18 protein-coding genes are annotated in these 19,614 nt (G+C 72.8%); 6 read left to right on the top strand and 12 right to left on the bottom strand.

Going from position 1 to position 19,614, the window contains the following annotated elements:
• Nucleotides 1–120: 120 nt before the first annotated feature.
• Both PYR72_RS27735 and PYR72_RS27730 read left to right on the top strand, forming a co-directional pair.
• On the top strand, nt 121–945 hold the full coding sequence (locus PYR72_RS27735; RefSeq protein ID WP_275457824.1) for an enoyl-CoA hydratase-related protein: 825 nt from the start codon (nt 121–123) through the stop codon (nt 943–945).
• Between the two features lie 195 nt (nt 946–1,140).
• The gene (locus tag PYR72_RS27730; RefSeq protein ID WP_275457823.1) at nt 1,141–1,809 is read left to right on the top strand and encodes a flavin reductase family protein; all 669 of its coding nucleotides are present in this window, start codon (nt 1,141–1,143) and stop codon (nt 1,807–1,809) included.
• Here PYR72_RS27730 and PYR72_RS27725 read toward each other — a convergent pair.
• From PYR72_RS27725 to PYR72_RS27710, 4 genes are all read right to left on the bottom strand, one after another.
• Nucleotides 1,799–2,335, bottom strand: coding sequence for a hypothetical protein (locus PYR72_RS27725; protein ID WP_275457822.1), 537 nt, complete (start codon nt 2,333–2,335; stop codon nt 1,799–1,801). The genes PYR72_RS27730 and PYR72_RS27725 overlap by 11 nt on opposite strands.
• A gap of 79 nt (nt 2,336–2,414) precedes the next feature.
• Nucleotides 2,415–3,464 carry a Zn-dependent alcohol dehydrogenase gene (locus PYR72_RS27720; RefSeq protein ID WP_275457821.1) on the bottom strand — a complete coding sequence of 350 codons (1,050 nt, stop codon included), beginning with the start codon at nt 3,462–3,464 and terminating at the stop codon, nt 2,415–2,417.
• 5 nt (nt 3,465–3,469) lie between these two features.
• A complete protein-coding gene (locus PYR72_RS27715) occupies nt 3,470–4,636 on the bottom strand; it encodes an acyl-CoA dehydrogenase family protein (protein ID WP_275457820.1) in 1,167 nt (388 codons plus the stop codon).
• Between the two features lie 79 nt (nt 4,637–4,715).
• The gene (locus PYR72_RS27710; RefSeq protein ID WP_275457819.1) at nt 4,716–5,627 is read right to left on the bottom strand and encodes an SDR family NAD(P)-dependent oxidoreductase; all 912 of its coding nucleotides are present in this window, start codon (nt 5,625–5,627) and stop codon (nt 4,716–4,718) included.
• A 134-nt stretch (nt 5,628–5,761) separates the two neighbouring features.
• Between PYR72_RS27710 and PYR72_RS27705 the strand changes: the two genes are divergently transcribed.
• Nucleotides 5,762–6,694 (top strand): cyclase family protein, encoded by a 933-nt coding sequence (locus PYR72_RS27705; protein ID WP_275457818.1) that lies wholly within the window; start codon nt 5,762–5,764, stop codon nt 6,692–6,694.
• Nucleotides 6,695–7,631: 937 nt separating this feature from the next.
• Here PYR72_RS27705 and PYR72_RS27700 read toward each other — a convergent pair.
• From PYR72_RS27700 to PYR72_RS27685, 4 genes are all read right to left on the bottom strand, one after another.
• Entirely contained in the window at nt 7,632–8,207 is a 576-nt protein-coding gene (locus PYR72_RS27700; protein ID WP_275457817.1) for an ATP-binding protein, read from the bottom strand.
• 505 nt (nt 8,208–8,712) lie between these two features.
• A complete protein-coding gene (locus PYR72_RS27695) occupies nt 8,713–9,867 on the bottom strand; it encodes an acyl-CoA dehydrogenase family protein (RefSeq protein ID WP_275457816.1) in 1,155 nt (384 codons plus the stop codon).
• 95 nt (nt 9,868–9,962) lie between these two features.
• On the bottom strand, nt 9,963–11,093 hold the full coding sequence (locus tag PYR72_RS27690) for an acyl-CoA dehydrogenase family protein (RefSeq protein ID WP_275457815.1): 1,131 nt from the start codon (nt 11,091–11,093) through the stop codon (nt 9,963–9,965).
• Nucleotides 11,094–11,104: 11 nt separating this feature from the next.
• On the bottom strand, nt 11,105–12,316 hold the full coding sequence (locus PYR72_RS27685) for an amidohydrolase family protein (RefSeq protein WP_275457814.1): 1,212 nt from the start codon (nt 12,314–12,316) through the stop codon (nt 11,105–11,107).
• A 264-nt stretch (nt 12,317–12,580) separates the two neighbouring features.
• On the opposite strand from PYR72_RS27685, the gene PYR72_RS27680 reads away from it, so the two are divergent.
• Nucleotides 12,581–14,107, top strand: a complete 1,527-nt coding sequence (locus PYR72_RS27680; RefSeq protein ID WP_275457813.1) for an AMP-binding protein — start codon at nt 12,581–12,583, stop codon at nt 14,105–14,107.
• Here PYR72_RS27680 and PYR72_RS27675 read toward each other — a convergent pair.
• Both PYR72_RS27675 and PYR72_RS27670 read right to left on the bottom strand, forming a co-directional pair.
• The gene (locus tag PYR72_RS27675; RefSeq protein ID WP_086755908.1) at nt 14,091–14,603 is read right to left on the bottom strand and encodes an EF-hand domain-containing protein; all 513 of its coding nucleotides are present in this window, start codon (nt 14,601–14,603) and stop codon (nt 14,091–14,093) included. The genes PYR72_RS27680 and PYR72_RS27675 overlap by 17 nt on opposite strands.
• Nucleotides 14,604–14,798: 195 nt before the next feature.
• A complete protein-coding gene (locus tag PYR72_RS27670) occupies nt 14,799–15,176 on the bottom strand; it encodes an STAS domain-containing protein (protein ID WP_275460533.1) in 378 nt (125 codons plus the stop codon).
• Between the two features lie 627 nt (nt 15,177–15,803).
• Between PYR72_RS27670 and PYR72_RS27665 the strand changes: the two genes are divergently transcribed.
• Nucleotides 15,804–16,385, top strand: coding sequence for a sigma-70 family RNA polymerase sigma factor (locus PYR72_RS27665; RefSeq protein WP_275457812.1), 582 nt, complete (start codon nt 15,804–15,806; stop codon nt 16,383–16,385).
• Nucleotides 16,382–17,710, top strand: a complete 1,329-nt coding sequence (locus PYR72_RS27660) for a zf-HC2 domain-containing protein (protein WP_275457811.1) — start codon at nt 16,382–16,384, stop codon at nt 17,708–17,710. Before PYR72_RS27665 ends, PYR72_RS27660 begins: the two co-directional genes overlap by 4 nt.
• A 310-nt stretch (nt 17,711–18,020) precedes the next feature.
• Here the strand turns inward: PYR72_RS27660 and purU are convergent, their stop codons facing one another.
• Together purU and PYR72_RS27650 are read right to left on the bottom strand one after the other, a co-directional pair.
• The gene (purU, locus tag PYR72_RS27655) at nt 18,021–18,902 is read right to left on the bottom strand and encodes a formyltetrahydrofolate deformylase (protein ID WP_275457810.1); all 882 of its coding nucleotides are present in this window, start codon (nt 18,900–18,902) and stop codon (nt 18,021–18,023) included.
• Nucleotides 18,903–18,999: 97 nt separating this feature from the next.
• The gene (locus PYR72_RS27650; protein WP_013002768.1) at nt 19,000–19,500 is read right to left on the bottom strand and encodes a hypothetical protein; all 501 of its coding nucleotides are present in this window, start codon (nt 19,498–19,500) and stop codon (nt 19,000–19,002) included.
• Between the last annotated feature and the right edge of the window lie 114 nt (nt 19,501–19,614).

The raw sequence follows: 19,614 nt of genomic DNA, 5'->3' as shown, positions 1-19,614 counted from the left end.
CGGCACGGCGGCACACCCAGGGCGCCCACGGCACCCACGGCACCCACGGCACCCAGGACAGCCACACCGGCCAGGACCACCACGCCGACTGTCACTCTCCGTAGAAACAGGAGCACCCGCATGTCCGCTTCCCCCCATGAACATCCCGAAAAATCCCGTGACTCATTGATACTGCACGCCACTGACAACGCCGTCTCGTGGATCACTCTCAACCGCCCCGAGGCGATGAACGCCCTCACCCCCGACCAGCGCGACCACCTCATCCGGCTCCTCTCCGACGCCTCCGCCGACCCCGCCGTGCGCGCGGTCGTCATCACGGCGACGGGCCGGGGCTTCTGCACGGGGGCGGACCTGCGCGGCGCGTCGGCCGGCGGGGAACGGGTGGCCGGTGACGTGGCGCGCACCATCCGGCTCGGCGCACAGCGCCTCGTCGCGGCCGTCCTCGACTGCGAGAAGCCGGTGATCGCGGCGGTGAACGGCACCGCGGCCGGCCTCGGGGCGCATCTCGCCCTCGCCTGCGACCTGGTGCTGGCAGCCGAGGAGGCCCGCTTCATCGAGGTGTTCGTGCGACGCGGCCTGGTCCCCGACGGGGGCGGCGCATATCTGCTGCCCCGGCTCGTCGGGCTCCACCGGGCGAAGGAGCTGATGTTCTTCGGGGACGCGCTGTCCGCCGCCGACGCGGAACGCCTCGGTCTCGTCAACCGCGTCGTCCCCGCGGCAGACCTGGAGAAGACGGCCCGCGAGTGGGCCGAACGCCTCGCCGCCGGCCCGACCCGCGCCCTGGCGCTGACCAAACACCTGGTCAACACCTCCCTCGACGCCGACCGCGCCACCGCCTTCGCCGCCGAGGCCGCCGCGCAGGAGATCAACATGACGACGGCGGACGCCCAGGAGGGCGTGAAAAGCTTCGTGGAGCGACGGACACCGCGCTACGAAGGCCGCTGAGCCCCGGCCCGTCACGCAAACCGCCACCACCACCACCACCGCCACCGCCACCGCCACCGCCACCGCCACCGCCACCGCCACCGAGGAACACGTACGGAGGAACACGTGCGGAGGAACCGCCGCGGAGGAACCGGTGCGGGACTTTACCCATCTCCCCTTCACTTCTGACGGACCGTCAGTTTCAATGAGAAGGTGATGGGACATGCGGGAATGGCGGCCGCCGCCGTCCGCTACCTGAGGACGGACCCGGCGGACCCGGCGGACAGCGGCCGGAGGACGACGCGTCCGGAGCCGGGCGTCGAGGCGCTGCCGCGCCCCGAACTGCGCTGCGTGGGCGAGAACGAGCGCGCACCGGTCGACCAGGCGGAGTTCCGCCGCGTCCTGGGCGCCTTCGCTACGGGCGTCACGGTGATCACCGCCCCGGCGACCGGACCGTCGGCGGGAGCCGGCGCCCCGGCCGCCACCGAGCCCCCCGCGGGCTTCGCCTGCCAGTCGTTCTCGTCCCTCTCGCTCGATCCGCCGCTGGTGGCGTTCATGGTCGGCCGTACGTCGACGACCTGGCCCCGCATCGCCCGCGCGGGCGTCTTCTGCGTGAACGTACTCGGCGCGGAGCAGGGCGAGTTGTGCCGGCGGTTCGCGGTCAGCGGAGCGGACAAGTTCGCCGGTGTCGCCCACACCCCGGCCCCCGTCACGGGCTCACCCCGCCTCGCCGGCGCCGCCGCCTGGATCGACTGTGTGATCCACGCCGTGCACACCGGCGGCGACCATCTGATCGTGGTGGGCCGGGTGGAGGCGCTGGACACGGACGACGGGACGCCGCCGCTGCTGTTCCACCGGGGACGCTTCGGGCAGCTCAGGACCTGACGAGCAGCATCGCGCCGACGGCCGCCACCCCCAGCACGACCAGCGTCCCCCACCCGAGGATCGCGGCGCAGGGCTGGACGGGGCGGCCCGCCTCGGCACGTGCGACGGCGTGGTGGGTGGTCAGGGCCGGGGGCAGGACCGCCGCGTAGAGGACGAAGCCGGTGAGCTGCCACGACGGGGCGGCCAGAGCGGGGAGCACCCACAGCGTGCAGGCGGGCGGAATCCACCACCAGGCGATACGGCCGGTCAGCTGCCGTGCGGTCCAGTGGGCGAGCAGGACGGCCGGGAGAACGTACCCCACGGTCAGCATGGTCGCGGCGAACAGGACGAGCACGAGCAGCAGCGGGACGACGGCGAACGCCGTACCGACCCCGGGCCCCGGCAGCGCGCCGGCCCCCAGCAGGAACAGCACCGCGCACAGCAGCGCGCCCTCCACCCCCAGTACGGCCATGGACACCGCCGACGGCGCGGCCCCCTCGCGGACCGCGCCCTCCCCTGCCACTCCAGCCGCCGCCATGCGCGTCATCACCGGCTCCCCTCCCCGTTCGAAGGGAGTGTTCCCCGGCCGAAACGGTTGCCCCACACGGGGCCCACGAACCCGTGGCCTAGAAGGTGAGCACCGCCCGGGCCACCCGCCCCTCCTCCGCGTCCTGCGCCGCCTTCGCGAACTCCTCCACCGGGTAGGCGGCCGTGACCAGTTCGTCCAGGAGCAGGCGGCCCTCGCGGTAGAGGTCGGCGTAGAGCGCGATGTCCCGTTGCGGGCGGGAGGAGCCGTACCGGCAGCCGAGGATCGACTTGTCCAGGTAGAGGGAGGAGACGAGGAAGGACGCCTCGGCGGTCGCGGCCGGCACGCCGAGCAGGACGGCCTGGCCGTGCCGGTCCAGCAGGTCGATCGCCTGACGGATGAGCTGCACGCGGCCGACGCACTCGAAGGCGTGGTCCGCGCCCGTGGGGAGGATGTCCCGCACACCGGCCGTGGAGGTCAGGAAGTGCGTGGCCCCGAACAGCCGCGCCGCCGCCTCCTTCTCCGGGTTGGCGTCCACGGCGACGATCCGGGTCGCCCCCGCGATCCGCGCGCCCTGGACGACGTTGAGCCCGATGCCCCCGGCACCGATCACGACGACGGAGTCCCCGCGGTCGACGCGCGCCCGGTTGAGCACCGCGCCGACGCCGGTCAGCACTCCGCAGCCGATCAGCGCGGCGGAGGTGAGCGGGATGTCGTCCGGTATCCGCACGGCCTGGACGGCCTTGACCACGGTCCGCTCGGCGAAGGCGGAGTTCGCGGCGAACTGGAACACCTCCCGCCCGGCGCGCGAGAACGGGCGGGTGGGCCGTCCGATCGCGCTGCGGCACATGGTGGGCCGCCCCCGGTCGCAGTCGGCGCAGGCCCCGCAGTTGGCGAGGGTGGACAGGGCCACGTGGTCCCCGGGCCGGACGTGCCGGACGCCCGCCCCCACCGCCTCGACGACCCCCGCCCCCTCGTGCCCCAGGACCACCGGCACCGGGAACGGGATCGTCCCGTCCACCACCGACAGGTCGCTGTGGCAGAGCCCGGCGGCCGAGACGGCCACCAGCACCTCCCCGGGCCCCGGGTCCCGTACGACCAGGTCGTCGACGACCTCGGCCCGCTTCCCGTCGAACACCACTCCGCGCATGGCCCTCACCCCTCAGCTCGGCCTCTCGGCTCCCTCGGCAGACCGAGCACCCGCTCGGCGATGATCGTGCGCTGCACCTCGTCCGAACCGCCGTAGACGGTGTCGGCCCGGCTGAACAGGAACAGGTACTGGAAGGGGTCCAGGGCGTACGGCTCCGGCGCCGACCAGTCCCGTGGCCCGAGGACCGCCCCCGCGCCCCGCACCTCCATCGCCAGCTCGCCGAGGCGCTGGTGCCACCGCCCCCACAGCAGCTTGGACACACTCGGCGCGCCCGGCTCCGCGCCGCCCTCCGCGCCGCCGAGCGTGCGCAGGGCGTTCCACCGCATCACCCGCAACTCGGCCCACTGCCGGACGAGCCGGTCGCGGACGACCGGATCGTCCGCCGCCCCGCTCGCCACGGCGGCCCGTACGACGTCGCCCAACTCCCGCTCGAAGCCGATCTGCTGGGCGAGGGTGGACACCCCCCGCTCGAAGCCGAGGAGGCCCATGGCGACCCGCCAGCCGTTCCCCTCGCCCCCGACGACGTGTTCCGCGCGGGCGTGCGCCCCGTCGAAGAACACCTCGTTGAACTCGCTGGTCCCGGTCATCTGCCGGATGGGCCGCACCTCGATCCGGCCCGGCTGGTCCATGGCCACGAGCAGCAGCGACAGCCCGTGGTGCCGTCGCGACCCTGCCTCGGTACGGGCCAGCACGAAGCACCAGTCGGCCTCGTGGGCGAGCGAGGTCCAGATCTTCTGCCCGGTGATCCGGTACGACCCGTCGTCCGCGCGCTCCGCCCTGGTCCGCACTCCGGCGAGATCCGATCCGGCGCCCGGTTCGCTGTACCCCTGGCACCAGAGTTCCTCGCCGCGCGCGACCGGCGGCAGGAACCGCCGCTTCTGCTCCTCGCTGCCGAACGCGAGCAGCGTCGGCGCGAGCAGTTTCTCCCCGATGTGCCCGGACCGGGCGGGTGCGTCGGCCCGCGCGTACTCCTCGGCCCACACGACCTGCTGGACGAGTGTGGCCGTCCGGTTGCCGTAGCCGCCCTCGCTCCAGCCGAGTCCGATCCACCCGGCGGCGCCCAGCGTCCGTTCCCAGGCCCTCCGGTCCTCGCCCGCTCCGGCGTGCGCCGCCAGCCAGGCCCGCACCTCCGCCCGGAACGCCTCGTCCTCGTCACTGAACCCGAAGTCCATGCCACCTCCCGTTCGCCGGCTGCGGGTCAGGGTGCGGGGCCGAACGCCAAGGGGTGCGGCCCCGCCCCTCAGGCGCTCCTCACGCGTTCGGCCGCTCCCCGGCCGCCGCCGCCCGGGCCATCGCCTCCACCCGCTCCAGCAGCGGCATCGGGTCCGTGCCCACCGCCCCCGGCAGCACCTCCGCGATCCGTTCCGGGGTCCACCCCTGCTCCGCGTACGCCGAGCGCAGCTCCCGGGGCTGTGCCCACACCGCGATCTTCGGCCCGGCGACCGTGTAGACCTGTCCGGTGATCCGCTCCTCCCGGGCGCGGTCCGACAGCAGGTACACCACGAACGCGGCCACGTCCTCCGGCTCACCGATCTCGGTCAGCTCCGTCGGCACACCCGCGGACATCCGCGTACGCGCGACCGGCGCCACCGCGTTGGCCGTCACCCCGTACCGGTGCAGGCCGAGGGCCGCGCTGCGGACCAGGGAGATGATCCCGCCCTTGGCCGCGCTGTAGTTGGCCTGCGACACGGACCCCTGGTGGTTGCCGCTCGTGAACCCGATCAGGGTGCCGGACCGTTGCCTGCGCATGACGGCGGACGCGGCCCGGAACACGGTGAACGTGCCCTTCAGATGGGTGGCGATCACCGGGTCCCACTCGTCCTCGGCCATGTTGAACAGCATCCGCTCGCGCAGGATCCCGGCGACGCAGACGACGCCGTCGATACGCCCGTACGTCCGCACGGCCGTGTCCACGAGGCGCTGTCCGCCGGCCATCGTGGAGATGTCGTCGGCGACGGCGACGGCCTCGCCGCCGGCCGCCTCGATCTCCTTGACGACCGTCTCGGCGACGGAGCTGGTGGGTTCGGAGCCGTCGACGGAGACGCCGTAGTCGTTGACGACGACCCGCGCACCCTCGGCGGCGGCGCCGAGGGCGACCGCCCGGCCGATCCCCCGCCCCGCTCCGGTGACGGCGACGACCTTGCCTGCCAAGAAGTTTCCCACCCCGGCCCCTTCCCCTCATCGCGGTGTCTGACGGACCGTTATCTGACGCACCATTACCTGACGTGCCGTCAGATTTGCTGTACGGCGATTCTACGGCCCGCCGGACACACCCACACAAGCCCCGGGGAGGGCCGATGTCATTGCCCGTGGAGTTCCACGACATCGCCAAGCGCGTGAACAACTGGGGGCGTTGGGGGGTGGACGACGAGATCGGCACCCTCAACCTGATCACCGACGAGGTCGTCCGGGAGGCCGCCGCCTCGGTCCGTTCCGGGCGCCGGGTGCCGCTCGCGCTGCCCCTCCAGCAGGACGGGGTGCAGACGGGGATGATGCCGGGCCGGGTGAACCCGCTGCACGCGATGGTGCAGATCAACCAGGAGATCTTCGGGCCGGGCACGGTCGCCTGCAGCGACGACACCGTGACCATGGGGCTCCAGGCGGCGACGCACTGGGACGCGCTCACCCATGTCTCGCACTCGGGCCGGATCTACAACGGCCGCCCGGCGGACACCATCACCTCGCACGGCGGCGCGGCCTTCGCCGGCATCGACAAGGCCCGGCACATCGTCTCGCGCGGGGTGCTCCTGGACGTCCCGCGCGCCCTGGGACTCGGTGACGACCGCCTGCCCGGCAACCATGCGGTCACCCCCGAAGACCTGGACGCGGCCGAGGAGTTGGCGGGCACCCGGGTCCGCGCGGGGGACATCGTGCTGGTCCGCACCGGGCAGATCCGGACCTACCTCAGCGGCGACAAGCACGCGTACGCGTTCCCCTCACCGGGGCTCTCCCTGCGTACTCCGGAGTGGTTCCACGCGCGCGATGTCGCCGCCGTCGCCAACGACACGCTGACGTTCGAGATCTTCCCGCCCGAGATCGAGGACCTGTGGCTGCCGGTGCACGCGCTCGACCTGGTCGAGATGGGCATGCCGCAGGGGCAGAACTGGAATCTGGAAGAGTTGTCCACAGCCTGTGGACAAGCCGGGCGGTACGACTTCCTGCTCTCGGCGATGCCCGAGCCGTTCGTCGGCGCCACGGGCACGCCGGTGGCGCCGGTCGCCATCCTGTAGACACGCCGCGCCACGGGTCCCGGGGCCGGGCCGGACAGGGAGGACCCTGAGCCGGCTGGCGGCGCGCCGCTGCCCGCCCCGAGCACGGCACCGCGCGCCGCCATCCGGCTTCGGCGGGCCCGCTCCGCCCCCGGATCCCTGCGCGAGCCGACGCCGAACACGACCCACGCTCGTCGAGGACCTCCGTCACCGAAACCCTCGTCGTCCCCTCGCGGCGAATCGCTGGACACAAGCGTGATCAAACGGACACGACACGTCAACACCCGTTCGGGCGCCGACCGCGTGGAACCGGTATCGCGGCGGTGCGTACGGAAGCACGTCCCGGCGCACGGGTCGGGCGCCGCCGGTGGGCCGCCCCGCGCCGCGCACTCGCGCGCAGGCGCGCGCGGCGCTCAGCGGGGCGGGGGGTGCGGCGCCCGGCGGGGCGGGGGGTGCCGTTCGTGTGCGGGAGCGGGTGCGCCGTGGTTGCTCGCGCAGTTCCCCGCGCCCCCGGGGACCCGGGCCCGCCCCTTCTACATACGTGCGCGGCGACGGCCGCCAGAAGGCCGGGCGCCCGCCCACAGCCTCACCGTCGACCCGGCTCCGCCCGAGGGGCAGGGCCGCGGGCGGATGGGTACCGGGGCGGGGGGCACTGTCGGGCGCGGGTGCGTCGTGGTTGCTCGCGCAGTTCCCCGCGCCCCCGGGGACCCGGGCCCGCCCCTTCTACATACGTGCGCGGCGACGGCCGCCAGGAGGCCGGGCGCCCGCCCACAGCCTCACCGTCGACCCGGCTCCGCCCGAGGGGCAGGGCCGCGGGCGGATGGGTACCGGGGCGGGGGGCACTGTCGGGTGCGGGTGCGTCGTGGTTGCTCGCGCAGTTCCCCGCGCCCCTGAAGACCCGGCCCGCCCCTTCCACAGAGGTGTGTGGCGCCGGCCCACAGCGTCGACCGCCCCCGGCCTAGACCGCCTCGTACGCCATTCCCTCGCGCGCCCGGCTCTCCCGGGCCACCGCCGCGACCCCGGTCACCGCGCCGCACGCCGGATAGACCGCCGGCGCCAGGACGCCACCGCCCGCCGTCGGCGCACCACCCGACGCACCCGAGAAGCCGACCGCCCCGGCGACCCCCGGCACCACCCGGTCCAGCTCGCACCAGATGCGTTTGCCGACACCCTCGTACGACCAGCCCCAGCGGTCCGCGAGGACCTCGACGAGGGCGAGGCCGCGTCCGCCCGTCTCGTCGCCGTCGGCGCACCGCGGGGCCGGCGGACACGCGCTGGTGTCGGCGACCTCCAGGCGGACCTTGCCGATGGCGCCGTCACGCAGACCGGACAGCAGCAGCCGCAGCACGGCCGGACGGCCGGTGTGCACCACCGCGTTGGTGACCAGCTCGGAGACCAGGAGGATCAGCGTCTCGGCGAGCGGTTCGTCGTCCCCTATCCCGGACCCGGCGAGCCGTGAACGGGCCCATCTCCGTGCACGACCCACCTCTGCGGGGTCGGGCCGGATCTCCAGCTGCACTTGAAGCACCTGCACCGCTCACACCATCCGAACCGGCGGACACATCGCCGCACGCCCCTCAGGGGCCACGATCGTGGTCATCTGCTGCCTGGCCGACGCCACCGTCATCGACACCGTCGACACCGGGATCACGGAACGTGATCCCCTTACAGGACAGCATGGTTGACGTACAGTCACCCCAACAAGCGCTTCGGGCATATTCCAGCGCGAAGGAGTACGCGTACGGCATACTGTGCGACGCTCGTCGCGGGGAGTCGAACAGACTGGGGCCGCGAGACTCCGGCCCACTTCACGGGTACCGCGCACCGCCGGATCCGGGGCCGCCACAGGGGCAACACCGGCTCGGCTCGACCTCGGAACCACTCGCATCCACCAGAAGGTACCGGAGCGGGACTCCGACTCCAGGCCGTGACAAGTCACACCTAGGACACAACCCGGTATCAACGCTCGGTAATTCCGGTATGCCACGTTCCGCGACATTCGCGGATTACGGTGCCACACGTTGCCGCTCCGCACCTGGTCAGCGCGGTCGGACCGCCTCGCTCAGCAGTTCCCTCGCCAACAACTCCTCACTCTCCGTGATCGATCCGCCACGTTCCGCCCGTACCCATGCCCGCTTCAGACACAGGTGTACGTCGGCCTCCCAGGTGAACCCCATGCCGCCGTGTACCTGGAGACAGTCACGGGCCCCGCGCACCGCGGCCTCGTCGGCCAGCAGCCGGGCCACCGCGATGTCCACCGGATCGGCGGTCACCGCCGCCGCGTACAGCGCCGCCCGCGCCACCTCCACCCGCACCAGCAGTTCGGCGCAGAGATGCTTGACCGCCTGGAACGCCCCGACCGGCCGCCCGAACTGCTCCCGCGTCCGGGCGTGTTGCACGGCGGCCTCACAGGCCCGGACCGCCGTCCCCACCTGCTCGGCGGCGGTGAGCAGGACGAACAGATCATCGAGGCGGTCGTCCGAACCGCCCCCCGGCACCCGGTGCAGCGGCGTCAACGGATCGACCGACCGCACCTCCACGGCCACCGACGGACCTCCCGCCTCCCGCCGACCTCCGGTCCCCCGCACATCTCTGGTCCCTCGCACATCTCCGATCTCCCGCACATCTCCGGTCCCCCGCACATCTCCGATCTCCCGCTGACCTCCGGTCCCTCGCAGACATCCGGCCTCCGGCAGGTCTCCGGCCTCTCGCAGCTCTCCGAACTCCTGCGGCCCTTCGGCCTCCCGCAGATCCCCGGCCCCCCGCAGGCCCCCCGTCGCCGACAGATCTCCCGCGTCCCGCACATCCCCCGCCGTGTCCACGACCGCGTCCGCCTCCGCCAGCCACTCCACCAGTCCCCCGCCCCCGACGGCGGTCACCACGGCCTCCCCGGTCGCCGCTCCCGGCACCGTGCCCGCCGCGAGGTGTGTGGCCACGAGGGGCCCCGGCACCAGGGCACGCCCCGCCTCCTCGAACACCAACACGGCCTCCGGCAGCCCCAGACCGACCCCGCCCTCCGCCTCCGGCAGCCGCAACGCGAAGAACCCGGCCGCCCCCAGCTCCCGCCAGAGCCCCCGGTCCAGCCCGGGTCGCTCGACGGCCGCCCGGAGCGCCTCCTGCCCGAAGCGCCGCGCCAGCAGCTCCCGAACGCCGTCGCGCAACGCCCGTTGATCCTCCGTGAGCCGAAACCGCACAGCCGACCGCCCCTCATCGACACCGAGTTCGAGACCGAGTACGAGACCGAGTACGAGACCTAGTACGAGACCGAATTCGAGACCGCACGCGCCCGTCACCCCTTGGGCAGCCCCAGGATCCGTTCGCCCACGATGTTCCGCTGGATCTCGGAGGTCCCCGCGGCGATGGTGTACGACAGCGAGGCGAGCCGGTCGAGGACCCACGGCCGCCCGAGGTCGACGGCCCCCGCCCCCAGCACCTCCCCCGCCGCGTCGAACAGCTCCTGCCGCGCGCGCGAGTACCTGAGTTTGAAGACCGACCCGCCCACCCCCGGCACCCCTCCGGACGCCTCCGCCGCGCTCACGTTCCACTGCGTGAGCCGCCACAGGGCCCGGAACTCCGCGTTCAGCCGTCCCAGCCGCCGCCGCACGGAGGAGTCGTCCCAGCGTCCGTTCTCCCGCGCCTCCCGCGCGATCTCCCCCAACACCCGTCGGCAGGCGACCACTTCGCCGACGAAGGCCGTTCCGCGTTCGAACGACAGCGTCACCATCGTCACGCGCCACCCGTCGTTCTCCTCGCCCACCCGGTTGGCGACCGGCACCCGCACCTCGTCGAGGAAGACCTCGGCGAACTCGGTGGAGCCGGCGAGGGTGCGCAGCGGCCGTACGGTCACCCCGGGCGCGTCCATGGGCATGGCCAGCCAGGTGATGCCCCGGTGCTTCGGCGCCCCGGGGTCCGTGCGCACCAACAGTTCGCACCAGTCGGCGACTTCGGCGTGCGAGGTCCAGATCTTCGACCCGCTCACCACGTACGTGTCGCCGTCCCGGCGCGCGCGGGTGCGCAGCGCCGCGAGGTCGGAGCCGGCGTCCGGTTCGCTGAACCCCTGGCACCAGACCTCCTCGCCCCGCAGGATCGGCGGCAGCCAGCGCGCCCGCTGCCCGGCCGTCCCCTCGGCGGCGATGGTGGGCCCGGCGTGCAGCAGCCCGACGAACCCCGCGCCCACGTACGGGGCGCCCGCCTTCTCCGTCTCCTCCAGGAAGATCAGCCGCGTGGTCGGCGAGGCGTCCCAGTGGACGTCGGCGTACCCGGCGTCGTACAGGGTCCGCTGCCAGCCGAGGTCGTAGGCGCGCCGCCCGGGCCAGTCGTCGGGGGAGGGCTTCGGCGGCAGCGCGGGAAGCGTCTTCGCCAGCCACTCCCGCAGCCGTGCCCGGAACTCCTCCTCCTCCGGGCTGTACGCGAGATCCATCGCCCGGGACCCTACTTAGCGAGGCCGCGGTCGCGGTCGAAGTCGAGGCCGAGCATGCGGATCGCGTTGCCGCGCATGAGCTTGTAGACGGTCTCGTCGTCGAGGCCCTTCACATGGTCGAGGGCGACCTCCTTGGTGTGCGGGAAGGTCGAGTCGACGTGCGGGTAGTCGGTCTCGAAGGTGGCGTTGTCCCGGCCCACGACGTCCAGCGAGGCGACCCCGTGCTTGTCGCGGAAGAAGCAGCAGAACATCTGCCGGTAGTAGTACGTCGACGGCGGCTCGGGGATCAGGTCGCGTACGCCGCCCCAGGCGCGGTGCTCCTCCCAGACGTCGTCGGCGCGTTCCAGGGCGTAGGGGATCCAGCCCATCTGCCCCTCGCTGTAGGCGAGTTTGAGGGTCGGGAACTTCACCAGGACCCCGCTGAAGAGGAAGTCCATCATCGAGGCCATCGCGTTGTTGAAGGAGAGCGATGCCTGGACGGCGGGGGGCGCGTCGGGGGAGGCGGCCGGCATCTGGGAGCTGGAGCCGATGTGCATGTTGACGACCGTGCCGGTCTCCTGGCAGGCCGCGAAGAAGGGGTCCCAGTAGCCGGAGTGGATGGAGGGCAGGCCGAGGTAGGTGGGGATCTCGGAGAAGGTGACGGCCCGCACGCCCCGGGCGGCGTTCCGCCGGATCTCCTCGACCGCGAGGCCGACGTCCCACAGGGGGATCAGGCAGAGCGGGATGAGCCGGCCGCCGCTGTCGCCGCACCACTCCTCGACCATCCAGTCGTTGTAGGCGCGCACGCAGGCGAGGGCGACCTCCTTGTCGTGCGCCTCGGCGAAAGTCTGGCCGCAGAAGCGCGGGAAGGTCGGGAAGCAGAGGGACGCCTCGACGTGGTTGAGGTCCATGTCCGCCAGCCGGGCCTTCGGGTCCCAGCAGCCGCGCCGCATCTCCTCGCGGGTGATGCCCTCCAGGGTCATCTCGTCCCGGTCGAAGCCGACGGCCGCGATGTTCCGCTTGTACGGGAACTTCAGGTCCTCGTAGATCCACCAGTCCGTCGGCTGCCCCTCCGGGTCCATGGTGATCTGGTACTTGCCGGCGACGTACGCCAGCTCGCCGATCCCGGCGGTGAGGGGCTTCGGACCCCGGTCGCGGTACTTCTCCGGCAGCCAGGTGTCGAAGAGGTGCGCGGGCTCGATCACATGGTCGTCGACGCTGATGATGCGGGGCAGTTCGGTCATGGATCCCCCACTCAGTTATCTGATGGACCGTCAGATCCTCGTGAGCAGGTTAGTGGCACACCCCTGGACCGACAAGGCGCCCCGGCCTACGCTCTGGCCACGATCTGACATACCGTCAGCCAGTGGCGAGTGAGCCGAAGGGGCGCGTCGGTGTCGAGCCCGCGAGCGCGCGGAGGCCCGCAGGGTCGAGCACGGTCGCGGGCTCGACACCGACTGAGGCGCCCCGGAGGCGAACCGAGCCTCAAAAGAAGGGGGCCCCGCGCTGTGAATGACACCGCCCACGCACTCGGCACGTCCCGCACCCTGTGGGAACTCCTCGACCGCCGCGCCGGCCTCACCCCCGACCGGCCCGTCCTGCTCCAGGACGACCGCGCCGTGAGCTTCGGCGAACTGCGCGCCCGCGCCGAGCGGGTGGCGGCGGGGCTGTACGACAGGGGCGTACGCCCGGGCACGGTCGTCGCCTGGCAGCTGCCCACCCGGATCGAGACGGTCCTGCTCTCCCTGGCGCTGGCCCGCCTCGGCGCCGTCCAGTCCCCGGTCATCCCCTTCTACCGCGACCGCGAGGTCGGCTTCGCGCTGCGGGAGTCGAAGGCGGAGTTCTTCGCGGTGCCGGGAGAGTGGCGGGGCTTCGACCACACGGAGATGGCCGGGCGGCTGGGGGCGCGCGGCGTCTTCGAGGCGTACGACCGGCTCCCGGAGGGCGACCCCTCGGCGCTCCCCGCCCCGCCGGCCGACGGCACCACCGTCCGCTGGATCTACTGGACCTCGGGCACCACCTCCGACCCCAAGGGCGTCCTGCACACGGACCGTTCACTGATCGCGGGCGGCTCCTGCCTCGCCCACGCGCTGCGCCTCACCCGGGACGACGTCGGCTCGATCGCCTTCCCGTACGCGCACATAGGCGGACCGGACTACCTGGTGATGCTCCTGCTGTACGGCTTCCCGGCGGTGCTGTTCGAGCACTTCGCGCTGCCGGACGCGCTGGAGGGCTACCGCAAGCACGGGGTGACCGTGGCGGGCGGGTCCACGGCGTTCTACTCGATGTTCCTGGCCGAGCAGCGCAAGCAGCCGGGCGTGCCCGTCGTGCCCACCCTGCGGCTGCTCGCGGGCGGCGGGGCGCCGAAGCCGCCCGAGGTCTACCACGCGGTCGTCCGGGAGATGGGCGTGCAGCTCACCCACGGCTACGGCATGACCGAGGTGCCGATGATCACGATGGGGGCGCCGGACGACTCGGCGGAGAACCTGGCGACGACGGAGGGACGGCCGCCGGCCGGGATGGAGATCCGGATCGCGGCGGACGGGGAGGTGCGGTTGCGGGGGGAGGCGGTCTGCCGGGGCTATCTGGACCCGGCGCAGTCGGCGGCGGCCTTCGACGCGGACGGGTTCTTCGTGACCGGCGACCTAGGGCATCTGACCGGCAGCGGCCATCTGGTGCTGACGGGCCGTGCGAAGGACGTCATCATCCGCAAGGGCGAGAACATCTCGGCCAAGGAGATCGAGGACCTGCTGCACGGCCACCCCGCCGTCCGGGACGTGGCGGTGATCGGACTCCCGGACGCCGAACGCGGGGAACGGGTCTGCGCGGTGCTGGAACAGCCGCCGTCGGCCGAGCCGCTGACGCTGGAGGCGGTGGTGGCGTACCTGCGCGCGGAAGGGCTGTCGGTCCACAAGCTGCCGGAGCAGGTGGAGGTGGTGGACGCCCTTCCGCGCAACGAGACCCTGCGGAAGGTCCTCAAGTACAAGCTGCGGGAGCGTTACTCGGGAACCGGGAGCGCTACTCGGGGACGGTGAAGTAGCGGGCGAACGCGTTCACGACCTCGACCTCGTCCACCTTGCCGTCGGCGTCGGTGTCGAGCGTGGCGGCGGCCGCGGCGGCCACCTCCTCGGGGGCGCCGAGGGCCTTGAGGACGCGGGCGGTCTCCTCGACCGTCGCCCTGCCGTCCCCGTCGGCGTCCGCGACGGCCAGGGCCGCGTGCAGGAAGGGGCGGGCGATCTCGGCGAAGCGGTCGGGGTTGTCCCGCAGCCGCTTCACCGCGCCGTTCACGAACTCGTCCCGGGTGATGCGCTGGTCGCCGTCCCGGTCCGCTATGCCGGCCATGCCCTGCCAGAACGCCTCGGCGCCGCCGTACAGGGCCTGGCCCTTGTCCGAACGGGCGGTGGTGCCGAACTCGTTGAGAACCGCCTTGCTCGCCGCGCTGAAGTCCTCGCGGTCGATCCAGCCGTTGCCGTCCTGGTCGAAGGTGGCGAACCGGGCGGCGATCCTGCGCTCGTACTCGCTGCTGACCATGTTTCCTCGGGCCCGCCTTACGTCAAGTGGGGTGCTTCTCGGACGGAGCGTACGACGTCAGAGGCCCTGACGGTGCGGGAAAGCGTCGCTTGTACCAAGACCGCGGGAATTCCGGGACAACTGTGTGGCCGCCGGGACACCACCGTGTGCGACGCCTCCCGCGCGCGTGCCGCTCCTCGGGAGGGATGCGAGAGGTCAGGCCGACAGGGGGCCGGCCTCGTCGTCGGACTCCGGCGCGACCGCCGAGGCGACGTCCGGGTGGACGTCGAAGAGGCGGCGGACGCCGAGGGCGGCGAGGACGCGGTTGACGTGCGCGCCCTCGGACGGGCCGCCGCCCGCGTGGCCGTCGGCGGGCAGGATCAGCCGCAGCCGTCCCCGGCACGACCGCATGAGCCGACGGGTGGCGACGAGGACCCCGACACCGCTGGAGTCGCAGAAGACGACGTCGGTGAGGTCGAGGACGAGGCTGCGGCGGCCGTCGGCCACGGCCTGGTGCACCCGCTGACGCAGCTGGGGCGAGGTGACCAGGTCCATCTCCCCGGACACGTGCAGCACGACCCACTCGCTCCGCACACCCGCACCCCGGACGTCGTCACCCCGTACGTCCTCGCCCTGTACGCCCTGCCCGTCCTGATCGCCGTCGGTCACCTGGAACGTCACCGCGATGCCTCTCAGTCGCCGAACCGGAAGCCACTGCACCGCTTCCTGCTGCGCGGCTGCCCCGCCGTCGTTCCATGAAACACCCCCCGCCCGCCGAAAGCGCGGGGTAAGCGAGCCAATTCAGGGGCCTTTTCGGTGCGATTTCTATCGAGTACGGTCACATGTGATCGACTATTGCCCGCGAATGGATGCGGATCGGACATCCATCGGTCGAATGCGGGCAGATCCGAGCCATGCGGAGTCACAAGGGGTCACAAGGGGTCACGCCAGCGGTCGTACAAGCATACGAAGGATGGGCGGACGCCCACGTGGGCGGCATGGAAACGGCTTGCGCCGGCGGTCATACCACCTCCGCCCCCAGGAGGGGCGCACATTGCCATAAAGGGGCGTGCGCGGTGAGCGGTGCCGACTACATTCGGGACGGCAGTGCACGGAGGCTGGAACAGGACCGGGGACGGGACGGGCGGACACCGGGTCCGCGGTTCCGCGGTCCGGCGGCCATCAGGAACGGCGCGGGTACGAGCAGGGTGAGGGGGCCGTATGGCGACGCAGGACGCACCGCCCCGCTGGGACCGCAGGATGCAGCAGCGGCTGGCACGGGGCGAGGCGGCGGCGCTCGGTGAGCTGTACGACCGGTTCGCGTCCCTCGTGCACGGGCTCGCCCACCGCGTCCTCGGCGACGAGCGGGGCGCCGACGGCATCACCCGCGAGGTGTTCCTCCAGCTCTGGGAGAACCCCGAGGCGTACGACCCCCGGCACGGCCCCCTGCGCTCCTGGGTGGCGGCGCTGACCCACCGCCTGGCGGTGCAGCGGCTGCGCGCCACCGAGACCGCCGCGCTCGCCCGGGGCGACGGCGGCACCACGGAGGACCTGGAGCGCAAGGTCCACCACGCCTCGGTCGCCGCCCGCGCCGACTACATAGTGCAGGCGATGCCCACCCCCTTGCGGGCCGCCCTGGAGCTGGCGTACTTCCAGCGCCGCGACTACCGCCAGACCGCCGCCGACCTCGGCGTCACCGAGGACGAGGCCCGCCGCCGCCTCCGCCTCGGCCTGCAGCTCCTGTCCACCGCCCACGACACCCGCCCCTCCGGCACCCCGCCCGAACCCGGGGCCACGGCGTGACGGGCGGACCGACCCCGTTCGAGGGGCCCGGCGGCCGGGGGAACGGCTCCGGCGGACCGTCCGGACCCGACGGCCCCCGCGGCGGCGACGGCAAGGAGCCGGTCGGACCGCCGCGCATACCTCTGCCGCGCTCCTCCGTGGAGGACACCGGACTGCCGCTGCCGGACCCCGTCCCGCCGGCGGCGCCCCCGGCGGTCCTCGTGCTGGAGCACCACGTGCTCAAGGCCCTGCTCGGCGCCTGGGCGCTGGCCGCGTGCTCGGCGGAGGAGGCGCTGGCCGTCGAGGAGCACCTGGGTACGTGCGGGACGTGCGCGGACGAGGCCCGGCGGCTGCGGGAGGCCGTGGGCCTGCTGCATCCCCCGGAGAGCCTCGACCTGGACCCGGCGCTGCGCACCCAGGTGCTGGGCGTCTGTCTGGGCCGCCGCCCGCCGCGCATCCCCGTTCCGCGCTGGGCCGCCCCGTACGACGCGGAGACGGCCCGCCTCGACGCGCTGCTGCAGGACATCGGCACCGCCGACTGGCACGCGCCCGTACGCCTGCGCTGGTTCGAGGGCGCCGGGCCGGTGAGCCGGCGGACGACCGTCGCCGGGGTCATCGCGCATCTGCTGAGCGTCGACGGGCTGGTCGCGACGGCGCTCGGCCTGGACGACCCGCTCGACCTGCCGACCGCCGAGGACGACGGGCCGGTCGACCGCACGCCCGCGGGGCGCACCGAGGCGTACTGGAAGGCGTCCCACTTCCCGCCCGGTCGCGCCCTGCGCACGCCCTGGCGGCAGCAGAGCCACGACATCGTCCGCACGACGTCGTTCACAGGCGACGGCGACCGGGACGGCTCCGACGGCTCGGGGCGCCTGGCGGTCTCGTACGGCGGCTTCGCACTGCCCCTGCGGGACGCGATGCTGGACCGGGCCTTCGAGTGCTGGATCCACGCGGAGGACATCGCGGAGGCCGTGGACTACCCGTACGAGCCGCCCTCCGGCCGCCATCTGCACGGCATGATCGACCTGGCGGCGCGCATGCTGCCGCTGTCCCTGGCCGAGCGCCGCCGCACCGGACTGGCGTCCCCGCCCGCCGGCACGCCCGGCCGCAGCCTCCGCCTGGAGATCGAGGGCTCCGGCGGCGGAGAGTGGCTCATCCCGCTGGACTCCCCCGCGACCACCGGCTCCACCGACCACGAGGTCGCCCACGTAGCCCTGGACGGCGTCGAGTTCTGCCGCCTCGCCGCCGGCCACGTCCCCCCGCAGGAAGCGGCCGCGGGCCAGTCCGGCGACCGAGAGGCCATCAAGGACGTCCTCTTCGCAGCAGCGGCCCTGAGCCGCATGTAAAGGAAGCCGGAGAAAGCCGCCCCGCGCCCCGTCAGGACCGCGCCCCGCTCAGGGGCGCGAGGAACTGCGCGACCAGCCCCACCCACCCGCACCCGAAGACGGCCTGAATCGGGCGCAGCCCATTCAGGGGCGCGGGGAACTGCGCGAGCAACCCCCACCCACCCGCACCCGAAGACGGCCTGAATCGGGCGCAGCCCATTCAGGGGCGCGGGGAACTGCGCGACCAGCCCCCACCCACCCGCACCCGCACCCGCACCCGCCGAACCGCTGTCACCCCCGAGCAACAAGGCACCCCCGCCCGGCGGAGCCCTTACGCGAAGACGACCGTCCGCCGCCCGTTCATCAGGATCCGCCGCTCCGCGTGCCACTTGACCGCCCGCGCCAGCGCCTGGCACTCCACGTCCCGCCCGACCGCGACCAGCCCTTCGGGCGTCACCCCGTGCCCCACCCGCTCGACCTCCTGCTCGATGATCGGCCCCTCGTCGAGGTCGGCGGTGACGTAGTGCGCCGTCGCCCCGATCAGCTTCACACCCCGCGCATGCGCCTGGTGGTACGGCTTCGCGCCCTTGAAGCTCGGCAGGAAGGAGTGGTGGATGTTGATGATGCGCCCGCTCAGCTGCTTGCACAGGTCGTCGGAGAGGACCTGCATGTAGCGGGCCAGCACGACCAGCTCGACGTTCTCCTCGCGCACGATCTCCAGCACCCGCGCCTCGGCCTGCGCCTTGGTGTCCTTGGTGACCGGAACGTGGTGGAACGGAATGTCGTACGACCTCACCAGCTCGGCGAAGTCGGTGTGGTTGGAGACCACGGCCGCGATCTCCACCGGCAGCGCCCCGATGCTGGCCCGGAAGAGCAGGTCGTTCAGGCAGTGACCGAACTTGCTGACCATCAGGACGACGCGCATCTTCTCGTCGGCCCGGTTGATCTGCCAGTCCATCTGGAAGGAGTCACCGATCGCCGCGAAGCTGGCCCGCAGCTTCTCCACGTTCACCGGCGCCTCCGCCGAGAAGTGGACGCGCATGAAGAACAGTCCCGTGTCGTGGTCGCCGAACTGCTGGCTGTCCTCGATGTTGCCGCCGGTCATGAAGAGGTAGCTCGACACGGCGTGCACGATGCCCGGCTTGTCCGGGCAGGCAAGGGTGAGGACGTACTGGTCGGCGGGGGCCGCGGCTCGGGTGGACTGCGCGTTCATGCCCGACAGGGTCCCATATGGCGTACCCGTACCGGCAACCGTCCCGAGGACCGGACCCCCGCCCCCGGCGCCCCGCCCGCGCCACCCCGCGGGCGGCCTACGCCGCCCGCGTCATGATCCGCAGCACCTCAAGGGTGCGCGGCGCCGTGTCCGGGTCCTCCCCGTCGCTCGCCGAGAGGCGTACGTGGGCCTCACGGGCGGCCCGCACGGCCTCGGGCCAGGCGTCGTGGTCGAGGTAGGCGGAGACGGGCGCGTCCGGGCCGACCTGGTGCATGATCCGCAGCACGCGCAGCACGGCGGTGTCGACGAGGGCCGCCTCCTGGGCGTCCCGGAAGATCGTGCCGACGTACTTCTCGGCGGACCAGTTGTCCAGCCAGGTGTCCTCGACCAGGCGGTACACGGCATCGGTGACGTCCCCGTACCCGTCGACGCCGGCCAGCCAGACGTCTCGCTGGAACCCGGGGTCGGAGAGCATGTGCAGCGCGGAGCGCACATTGCTGCGCCAGCGCCACCACGGCATGTCGTTCAGTGGCATGTCGCCCATGGTGGATGAGCGACGCCCGCGACGGGAAGGGGTCTCCGAGCCTTGGACGGTCATCGATCCTGCGTTCCTCTCTGCGACCTCAGGAAAATACGATCGTAGCTCTTCGCAATTCACCTCCCGGTCACCTCGTGTTGCCCCTCCGTGACGCCCGGGTTGGCGATGTGGCGG

The sequence above is a fragment of the Streptomyces sp. VNUA24 genome (genome assembly GCF_029167005.1).
Lineage (GTDB): Bacteria > Actinomycetota > Actinomycetes > Streptomycetales > Streptomycetaceae > Streptomyces > Streptomyces scabiei.
The sequence above is the reverse complement of the archived record's forward strand: the minus strand, read 5'-3'. Positions and strand labels throughout refer to the sequence as shown.